Raw genomic sequence first — 9,716 nt, forward strand, 5'->3', positions numbered from 1 at the left:
ACGGCGCTCGCGATCATCGTGAGCTTGGGCGCCTACGGCTGGTACGCCTCCCTGTGGGGCAACATCACCACGGCCCAGGTCGACACCGACGAGTGGGACCGCCCCAACAACGTGGCGGGTGTCAAGAACATCCTCGTCATCGGTTCGGACGAGCGCTCGGGGGAGAACGCCGACTACGGCGAGGCCGAGGGCGAGCGTCCCGACACGATGATGATCGCCAGTGTCAACATCGACAGCGGCGCCGCCACCTTGGTGAACCTGCCCCGCGACCTGCTCGTGGACCTGCCCGCCTGTGACCCCGTCGAGGGGTACGAGGGCATGGAGGCCCAGAGCGGCATGTTCAACTCCGCCATGACCTTCGGCGGGATCGGATGCCAGTGGAAGGCGGTCGAGCAGGTCACCGGTGTGCACCTGGACCACTTCCTCATGATGGACTTCGTCGGGTTCGTCGACATGGTCGACGCCATCGGAGGGGTGGAGATGTGCATCCCCGAACCCATCGAAGACCCCCAGGCCCACCTGGACCTCGAGGCAGGCCGGCAGACCCTGGACGGGGAGGACTCGCTCGGTTTCGTGCGTTCGCGCTACAGCCAGGGCGACGGCAGTGACCTCTCGCGCATCGAACGCCAGCAGGAGTTCATGGGTGCGATGCTGCGCGAGGTCCTGGACAGCGACGTCATGACCAGTCCCGCGACCGTCACCAACTTCATCGGCGCGGTCACCGACTCGATCACCACCGACGAGGACCTCAGTGCCGACAACATGAGCGAGATCGCCATGGCGATGCGCGAGGTCGACCTCGACCGGGTCCAGTTCGTCACGGTGCCCAACGGCACCCACCCGGCCGACGAGAACCGCATCGTCATGGAAGAACCGGCCGCCACCGAGCTCTTCGACCGCATCAACGAGGGCGAGGACATGACCGGGGCCGAAGGCGGATCCGGCGGGGGAGAGGGCTCCGAGGAGGCCGAGGAGACGCCCGAGCCCTCCGACATCAGCCTCGACGTGCTCAACAACACCGACATCGACGGGCTGGCGAACGAGGTCGAGGCGGTCCTGGCCGAGGCGGGGTACACCGTCGCCGGCACCGGCAACCCCGAGGAGCGCTTCCCCGAGGCCACGACCGTCTACCATGCACCGGGCGAGGAGGCCTCCGCCGAGCTGCTCGCCGACTACATCGGCCAGGCCCAGACCGAGGAGGCCGAGGGGCTGGACCGGAGCCTGGAGCTGGTCATCGGCGCCGACTGGCAAGGCATCGACGGTAACGGCGACGACTCCGGCGGCGACGGTGCCATCGCAGAGGAACTCGACGGTGCAACGGCCGAGGCAGAGGGCGAACACGCGTGCTGACACAGTGCCAGTACCCTGTCCGGTGGTGATCTGACAGGGATCGAAGGGGTCCGGTACCATCCGGCCCCATACGTCCGCCGACGCCCTGTGTCCCCTTTTCCCCGGGCGGACCCTCTCCCCGAGCCCCACAGCGAATACAGGTGTCCCTCTTGGCTTCAGGAAAGTTCTCGTCCCTCAGACGCGGTATGTCACTGGGTCAGTGGGCTGCTGTCGGTGCCACGGGTGTCGTGATCGCGGGCAGCCTGACCGCGTACGCCGCGGTCGGTGACGCGCTCAGCTTCGAGACCGAGGCGATCGAACCCGACGCCTGGGGCGACCGCCCGGCGAGCGTCGACGGGATCCACAACGTCCTGGTGCTGGGTACCGATGAACGCGCGGGGGACGACGCCGGTTACAACGAGGAGAACGGCGTCCGTCCCGACGTGTTGATGATCGCCAGCATCGACACCGACAACGGCGGCGCGACCATGGTCAACCTGCCGCGCGATCTCGTCGTCGACCTCCCGGCGTGCGAGGGCAACGACGAGTACCCGGGCTCCGAGGGCGGTGAGGACCAGCTCAACCACGCCATGCGCTACGGCGGCCTCGACTGCCAGGGCAACGCCGTGGAGAACGTCACCGGAGTCCACATCGACCACATGGTCGCCGTCGATTTCGCCGGCTTCGAGAACATCGTGGACAGCGTCGGCGGCGTCGAGATGTGTGTGCCCGAGCCCGTCGACGACCCCAACGCCGACCTGCATCTGGAAGCGGGGGAGCAGCGCCTGGACGGTGCGGAGGCGCTCGGGCTGGCCCGTTCCCGCGACAGCACCGATCTCGGCAGCGACCTGGGCCGGATCGAGAACCAGCAGCGTATGATCGGTGCGATCCTGCGCGAGGTACAGAGCGGCGAGATCCTCACCAGCCCCAGCACGCTGCGCAACTTCCTGGACTCGGTCACCGACAGCCTCGTCACGGACCAGGGCTTCACCCTCGACGTGATGATGGAGCTGGCCGTGGCCATGCGGGAGGTCGACCTGGAGAACATGCACATGGTCACCGTCCCGGTCGACGACCACCCGGCCGACCCGAACAAGGTCACCTTCCAGGAGCCTGCGGCCCAGGAGCTGCTCGACGCCCTGGCCTCCGGTGAGGCCCTGCCCGGGGCCGATGGTGGTGACGGCGGCGGTGACGGCGGTTCCGGCGAGGGCTCCGGTTCCGAGGGCGGCGGGGACGCCGACCCCTCCGACGTGTCCCTGCGGGTGCTGAACAACACCGGCCAGGACGGTCTGGCCACCGAGGTGGAGACCATGCTCAACGAGGACGGCTTCACGGTCACCGGCACCGGGAACCCGGAGGAGCGCGTCCCGGACGCCACCACCATCTACCACGGACCCGGCCAGGACGCCGAGGCCGAGCTGCTGGCCTCCGCGCTGACCACCGCCACGACCGAGGAGGTTCCCGAGCTCGAGGGTGACCTGGAGCTCGTCATGGGTTCCGACTGGGGCCCGGTCGAAGGGTTGGACGGCAGCGGCACCGGTGACGCCGAGCTCGACGAGCTGGGCGGTACCACGGCCGCGGACGACGACGTGGTCTGCGAGTGAGGCCGGCCCCCACCTGACGCACGAGGGCGGTTGCCGTACGCGGCAGCCGCCCTCGTTCATGTCCGGGGTGTGTACCTTGGGTGTATCGTTTATCGTTAATATCGAAAAGCGATATGGAAGGGGTTTGTCGTGGCCTCACGGATACGGATCCGCTGGACGCGGACCGACTCGGACATCATGGGGGCGGTCTTGCTGGCAGTGGCCGTCCTGGGCTCCCTGTCACTGCTCGTCACACTCGCCTGGGCACTGTTCGCCGTACCCTCCGTACTCACCGGCTGGATGAACAAGGTGTCCGTCCACCACACGTCCGAGGTTGCCGTCGCCGCCCCGGAGATGACCGTCCTCGCGGACGGCGTCGGCGTCCAGGGCACCGACGAGGCGGTGCTCGTCTTCCAAGATCCCGGCCTGGGCCAACGCCTCCTGCTCGCCGTCCCGGTCCTGTTGTGGCACGCGCTCGTCCTGAGCGTGGCGCTCACGGTGCGGAACGTGTTGCTGAGCCTCCGGGAGGGCGACCCCTTCGTTCCGGTCAACGTACGCCGTGTCTACACCCTGGCCGTCCTGGCCTTCCTCGGTTCCCTGCTGCTGCCGATGATCGGTGTGGTCTGCGACCTCGCGCTCCGGCACGGGGTGGTCGAACTCGGGCAGGCCGCCCTCTTCGGTTTCTCTCTGAACCCGACGTCGGGACCGTTGGCCGGTTTGCTGGCCTCCCTGGTCCTGGCGGCCCTGGCCGAGGTCTTCCGCAGGGGCAGCCGGATGCGCGACGACGTCGACGGGCTGGTCTGATGCCGCCGGAAGAAGCCACGGGGATCAGGGTCCACCTGGACGAACTCCTGGCAGCGAGGCAGATGACCCTCACCGACCTGGCCGCACGGGTGGGGGTCACCGTGGTCAATCTGTCCGTTCTGAAGAACGGGAGGGCCAAGGCCGTGCGCTTCTCCACGCTGGCCGCACTCTGCAGGGAGCTCGGTTGCCAGCCCGGAGACCTGATCAGCCACGAACCGGAGCACGCGTCCGAGGCGGGGCAGGAGCGTGCGGGGCCGTGAACACGAAGAACGGGGGCCGTACACGCTCGTGAGCGTGTACGGCCCCCGAAGAGGAAGCGGGAAGGAGCCTCAGCCGCCCATCTGGCCCCGCATGCCCTTCGGCAGCTTGGCGCCCTTGGGCATCGGTCCCTTGGGCATCTGAGTCTGCGAAGGCAGGGCCTTGAGGCGGTAGTTCAGTTCGGCGGTCCCGGCCTTGTCCAGGTTCCGGGGCAGCTTGACCAGCGTCTTCTGGAGTTTGGACACCGGTACCTGGTCCTCGCCGCTGCCGACCTTCACGTCGTAGATGGGGGTGTCGTGCGCCACACGGGCCACACGCTTCTTCTCCCCGGCGATCAGCTGGCGGAGTCGGCCCGGGTCGCCCTCGCCCACCAGGACCACACCCGGACGGCCCACGACGCGGTGGACCACGTCCATCTGCTTGTTCGCAGTCACGCCGGGCTCGACCACCCAGTTGCCGCGCAGGTTCTGGAGGATCACCATGCCGCCGCCCATACGCCCGTCCAGCATCTGGTACTGCACACGCTGGGCGGCGCGGGTGAACATGATGAAACCGACCAGGATCGCCAGGGGCAGACCGGTCAGGGGCCACAGGATCCACGACCCCGTCCAGATACCGATCCCGACGAAGACGGCCAGGATCACCAGCGCCACGGCGATCGCCAGGGGGATCGTCCGCGGACTCTGCTGGCGGACGATCTTGGCGACCATCCCCATCTGCTTTAGGCGGCCCGGCTCCTTCTCGGCGCCGCCCTGCGCGTTGGTCGTCTTCTCGGAACCCTTGGGCTTCTTGGCCATCGTGCTCTCAGGCGGGAAACGTCGGCCCGCGCCGACGGGAACGTGCGTTCCTGCCCCGCCTTGCCTCCTCTTCGCGGTCAAACTGCGGCGCCTCGGCGCCGGTGTGGGCGCCTTCACCCCCCAGGATATGTGGACGTCCCGTGGGATGCGGAACGGTGGCCCGCGGGCCACCGTTCCAGCTTGGTCACGACTCGGGTGAATGACCCGTTACGCGTCGGCCGTGGACTCCTCGGCCTCGCGCTTGGCCTTGGCCTGCTGGTACAGGCGGCCGGCGCGGTAGGACGAGCGCACCAGCGGGCCGGACATGACGCCCGCGAAACCGATCTCCTCGGCCTCCTCACCCAGGTCCACGAACTCCTGCGGCTTCACCCACCGGTCGATCGGATGGTGCAGCTTGGAGGGCCGCAGGTACTGGGTGATGGTCAGCAGGTCGCAGCCCGCCCCGTGGAGGTCGCGCATCGCCTCGCTGATCTCCTCGCGGGTCTCACCCATGCCCAAGATCAGGTTGGACTTGGTCACCAGGCCGTCAGCGCGCGCCTGCGTGATCACGTCCAGGGAACGCTCGTAACGGAACCCGGGTCGGATGCGGCGGAAGATCCGCGGCACCGTCTCGATGTTGTGCGCGAGCACCTCGGGGCGCGACCCGAAGACCTCGCCGAGCTGGTCCGGGTCGGCGTCGAAGTCCGGGATGAGCAGCTCGACCCCGGTGTCCGGGTTGAGCTCGTGGATCTTTCGGACCGTCTCGGCGTAGAGCCAGGCGCCTCCGTCGTCCAGGTCGTCACGGGCCACACCGGTCACGGTGGCGTAGCGCAGACCCATGGTCTTGACCGAGTTGGCGACCTTGGTCGGCTCCATGACGTCAAGGGCGCTGGGCTTGCCGGTGGCGATCTGGCAGAAGTCACAGCGCCGCGTGCACTGGTCGCCGCCGATGAGGAACGTGGCCTCGCGGTCCTCCCAGCACTCGTAGATGTTGGGGCAGCCCGCCTCCTGGCAGACCGTGTTCAGCCCCTCCTTCTTGACCAAGGACTGCAGCTCGGTGTATTCCGGGCCCATCTTCGCCTTGATCTTGATCCACGGCGGCTTCTTCTCGATGGGGGTCTCGCTGTTGCGCGCCTCGACGCGCAGCAACTTGCGGCCCTCAGGAGCGATCGTCAACGTGAACCCGTTCCCTTCTGTGCCCCGTGACGGGGACCCTCGTGCCCCGGGTGGGGGCGGTGTCCCGATGGGGACGGCTCATGGTGTGGTGGTCATCCACGGGCGGTGGCGCCGGTGAGCAGCTCGACGCCGTCGGTGTGGCTGTACCCGTCCGCGCCGAGGACGTCGGCCAGTTGCCGTTCCAGGAGCGGACGCACCTCGGCGACGGTGACGTCGCGCCCCAGCTCGGCCGTCAGGGAGGTGACCCCGGCGTCGGAGATGCCGCACGGGACGATCCGGTCGAACCACGACAAATCATTATCGCAGTTCAATGCGAGTCCGTGCATACCGACCCCGCGGGCGATCCGGCAGGCNNNGGATCGAGCCACACCCCGGTCCGGCCCTCGGTCCGGTGCCCGGTGAGGCCGTACTCCGCGATGGTGCGGATCACCGCCTCCTCCAGCACCCGGACATAGGCGATCACGTCCACGGGATCCGGCAACTTGACGATGGGGTACACCGTCAGCTGGCCGGGGCCGTGCCAGGTGATCTTGCCGCCTCGGTCGATGTCCACGACGGGGGCGCCGGGGTCGGTGATGGGACGATCCCACCTCCCGGTGCGCTTTCCTGCCGTGTACACGGGTTCGTGCTCGAGGAACAGGACGGTGTCGGCCACCTGGTCGGCGACGCGGCCCTCGTGGAGCCGCCTCTGCAGGTCCCATCCCTGGTGGAACGGGACTGGGGTGTCGCCCAGCCATGCGTAAACGAGATCACTCACACACACCACCTTACGCCCCGGTGGAACGCGCGGGTCGTCCCAGGATGTCGGATGGCGCACGCTCGGGATCCGGGCGTTCGGCGGAATAGCACGCGGCCCCGAGGTGTTCTCGTCGCTCCTGCGTGCAGGGATCCCGGTCGACGCCTTTTGCAGGCCCCCGTTTCACGTGGTCCGGGGTCCCCGGGCTCTCCGGAGATTTCCTCGGACTTTTTCTGCCAAAGGCCTGCGCGGGGGCACGCGCTCTTCTAAATTGAAGGTGGGACATGGAACTCCGCGTCAGCGCGGAGTCACCCGGGGCCACCGGCTGTCGCTCGGTCGTCGTGGCCCCGCCTGTAGACCTTTGATGATGGGGATCATCAGGGGATGGTGATTGGTGGGGTAAAGCGGGGCGGTGCCGTTCGCGGCGCCGCCCCGTCCGCCGTTCGCGGGACGACTCCAGGGCTCAGGCCGACGGGTAGGGGCGCTTCTCCCGCGCCTCCCGTAGCGAGACCGCCCACCAGAGCAGCTGCTCCATGAGGGTGTCCACAGCCTGCTCTGCACCCTTCATGGCTCCCACAGGTGTTCCGTCCGGACCGAACAGCGCCTGGGCGTCGTGAAAGCTCACCGTGTCCCTGACCGTGGTCGCGTGCAGCTCGGAGAAGACCGCGCGCAGCTGCTCCACCGCGCGCAGGCCGCCGGAGATCCCGCCGTAGGAGACGAAGGCGACCGGCTTGGCGAACCATTCCTGGCGCGCGGAGTCGATCGCGGCCTTGAGCGGCCCGGGGTAGCCGTGGTTGTACTCGGGCGTGAGGACCACGAAACCCTCCGCTGCCGCGACCCGGGCGCCGAAGTCCGCCAGAGGGGTGCCGTGGCCGTCGCCTTGTCCGAGCTCCGCGACGTCGACGACGTCCAGCTCGACGTCCTCCTGCTCGGCGGCGCGTTCCAGGAACCAGCGTGCCACTGCGGGCCCGGTCCGGCCGTTGCGGTTGGCGCCCAGGATCACCGCGATCCGTAGGTCGTTCATGAGATCAGGTCCTTGTCCTGCCGTGGGCAACGTTCCCACGCTAAGACCTCAACTTAAGTTCAGGTCAATTCGGGGCGGGCGTGACCGCGCTCACCGTAGGGGTACCCACATGACGCAACGGGGCCGGGCACCGCGAACGGCACCCGGCCCCGCACGCATGTGTCGGGAAGGACCGGAACTACAGGCCCAGCTCGCTCTCGAACGCACCCTCCTCCAGGCGCTCCTTGACCGCCTGGAGGAAACGGCCGCCGTCGGCGCTGTCGATCAGGCGCTGGTCGTGGCCCAGCGACAGGTAGACCATCGACCGGACCGCGATGACCTCGCCGCCCATGGCGTCCTCGACCACGACCGGACGCTTGACGACGGCGCCCGTGCCCAGTGCCGCCACCTGCGGCTGGTTGATGATCGGGGTGTCGAACAGCGCCCCGGTCGCACCGGACTCGGTGATGGTGAACGTGCCGCCGGTCAGCTCGTCCGGGCCCAGCGCAGCGGTGTGGGCGCGCTCGGTCAGGTCGGTGACGGTGCGGGCCAGGCCCGTGAGGTTCTGGGCACCGGCGTCCTTGACCACAGGGGCCAGCAGGCCGCGCTCGGTGTCCACCGACACGGCCAGGTTCTCCACGTCGTGGTAGGTCACCTGCTGCTTGTCACCGTCGACCACGGCGTTGAGCTTCGGGTGCACACGCAGCGCCTCGACCGAGGCCAGCGCGAAGAAGGCGAAGAAGTCCGGGGCCGAACCGTCGCGCTCGGTGACCCGCTTGCGCAGGTTCGCGATCCTGCTGACGTCGACCTCGACGACCTGTGTGGTGGTCGCGGCGATGCGCTGCGACTCGACCATGCGGTCGGCGATGGACTGGCGCAGGCGAGACAGCTTCTCGGTCCTGCCCCGCAGCGACGTGTCGGCGGCAACCTTGCGCGGGGCGGACGAGGTGGCCGGTGCCGCTGCCGACTTCTGCTCCTCGGCCGCGCGCAGCACGTCCTGCTTGCGCACACGGCCGCCCACTCCACTGCCCTGGACCCGCTTGAGGTCCACACCGTGCTCGTTGGCCAGCTTGCGCACCAGGGGCGTCACGTAGGCCTCGCCGACCGCGTCGGTGCCCGAGGCCTGCCCGGTGCCCGACAGCGTCTCCACGTCCACCGACGGGCCGCCGCCGTCCTTCTTCTCCTCGGAGTCAGGGGCCGCGGCCTGGGCCGGAGCCTCCGCGGGCTCCTTCTCCTTCGGCGCCTCCTCCTTGGGCTCCGGGGTCGGCTCGGTACGGGCCGGGGCCGGGGCTTCGGAGTCCATGGGCGGCTCGTCACCCTCGCCGCCGATGATTGCGATCTCGGCGCCGATGTCGACGGTCTCGTCCTCGTCGACGAGGATCTTGCTGAGGACGCCGGCGACCGGGGACGGGATCTCGGTGTCCACCTTGTCGGTGGAGACCTCAAGGAGCGGCTCGTCCACCTCGACGGTGTCGCCCACGTTCTTCAGCCACTGTGTGACGGTCCCCTCGGTGACGCTCTCACCCAGGGCGGGCATCGTCACGGAGGTGGTGGGGCCCTCGGACGGGCGCGAGGCGGGTGCGGGCTCGGCCGGCTTCTCGGGTTCCGGCTCGGGCTCGGACTCCGGCTCGGGCTCGGAGGCCTGTTCGGGCTCCGGCTCCGGAGCGCCCTCGGCGGCGGGCTCGGCCGGGGCGTCGGCCTCCTCGCCCTCGCCGCCGATGATTGCGATCTCGGCGCCGATGTCGACGGTCTCGTCCTCGTCGACGAGGATCTTGCTGAGGACGCCGGCGACCGGGGACGGGATCTCGGTGTCCACCTTGTCGGTGGAGACCTCAAGGAGCGGCTCGTCCACCTCGACGGTGTCGCCCACGTTCTTCAGCCACTGTGTGACGGTCCCCTCGGTGACGCTCTCACCCAGGGCGGGCATGGAAACGGAAGTCGGCATGGGTTCCTCGTTGGATCTGGGCGCGGTCTCTGCCCAACGACTCGAATGGGCAGCGCGGATGTGCGGGGGCGGGCCCGCGGGACCCGCCCCCGGGGGATGCGGTCAG

Annotated in this window: 8 protein-coding genes and 1 pseudogene; 4 read left to right on the forward strand and 5 right to left on the reverse strand. The window is 68.9% G+C overall.

Annotated features, from left to right (window positions below; all coding sequences use genetic code 11):
* From D474_RS0114675 to D474_RS0114690, 4 genes are all read left to right on the forward strand, one after another.
* Nucleotides 1–1,350 (forward strand): LCP family protein (locus D474_RS0114675; protein WP_017614309.1); only part of this gene is annotated, 1,350 nt, incomplete at its 5' end.
* A 185-nt stretch (nt 1,351–1,535) separates the two neighbouring features.
* Nucleotides 1,536–2,933 (forward strand): LCP family protein, encoded by a 1,398-nt coding sequence (locus tag D474_RS0114680; RefSeq protein ID WP_017614310.1) that lies wholly within the window; start codon nt 1,536–1,538, stop codon nt 2,931–2,933.
* 129 nt (nt 2,934–3,062) lie between these two features.
* Nucleotides 3,063–3,716, forward strand: a complete 654-nt coding sequence (locus tag D474_RS0114685; RefSeq protein ID WP_017614311.1) for a DUF2975 domain-containing protein — start codon at nt 3,063–3,065, stop codon at nt 3,714–3,716.
* Nucleotides 3,716–3,976 carry a helix-turn-helix domain-containing protein gene (locus tag D474_RS0114690; RefSeq protein ID WP_017614312.1) on the forward strand — a complete coding sequence of 87 codons (261 nt, stop codon included), beginning with the start codon at nt 3,716–3,718 and terminating at the stop codon, nt 3,974–3,976. The genes D474_RS0114685 and D474_RS0114690 overlap by 1 nt, the downstream gene beginning before the upstream one ends.
* Before the next feature lie 69 nt (nt 3,977–4,045).
* Here the strand turns inward: D474_RS0114690 and D474_RS0114695 are convergent, their stop codons facing one another.
* The 5 genes and pseudogenes from D474_RS0114695 to sucB all read right to left on the reverse strand — a co-directional run bounded on the left by D474_RS0114695 (nt 4,046) and on the right by sucB (nt 9,592).
* Nucleotides 4,046–4,771 carry a DUF4191 domain-containing protein gene (locus tag D474_RS0114695; RefSeq protein ID WP_017614313.1) on the reverse strand — a complete coding sequence of 242 codons (726 nt, stop codon included), beginning with the start codon at nt 4,769–4,771 and terminating at the stop codon, nt 4,046–4,048.
* A gap of 207 nt (nt 4,772–4,978) precedes the next feature.
* Nucleotides 4,979–5,926 (reverse strand): lipoyl synthase, encoded by a 948-nt coding sequence (gene lipA / locus D474_RS0114700; RefSeq protein ID WP_017614314.1) that lies wholly within the window; start codon nt 5,924–5,926, stop codon nt 4,979–4,981.
* A gap of 92 nt (nt 5,927–6,018) precedes the next feature.
* A pseudogene (gene lipB, locus D474_RS28835) lies at nt 6,019–6,683 on the reverse strand (lipoyl(octanoyl) transferase LipB).
* A 442-nt stretch (nt 6,684–7,125) separates the two neighbouring features.
* A complete protein-coding gene (locus tag D474_RS0114710; protein WP_017614315.1) occupies nt 7,126–7,686 on the reverse strand; it encodes an NADPH-dependent FMN reductase in 561 nt (186 codons plus the stop codon).
* Between the two features lie 178 nt (nt 7,687–7,864).
* Nucleotides 7,865–9,592: a 2-oxoglutarate dehydrogenase, E2 component, dihydrolipoamide succinyltransferase gene (sucB, locus tag D474_RS0114715; protein WP_017614316.1), complete on the reverse strand. Its 1,728-nt coding sequence runs from the start codon at nt 9,590–9,592 to the stop codon at nt 7,865–7,867.
* Between the last annotated feature and the right edge of the window lie 124 nt (nt 9,593–9,716).

This window comes from Nocardiopsis salina YIM 90010 (assembly GCF_000341025.1).
Lineage (GTDB): Bacteria > Actinomycetota > Actinomycetes > Streptosporangiales > Streptosporangiaceae > Nocardiopsis > Nocardiopsis salina.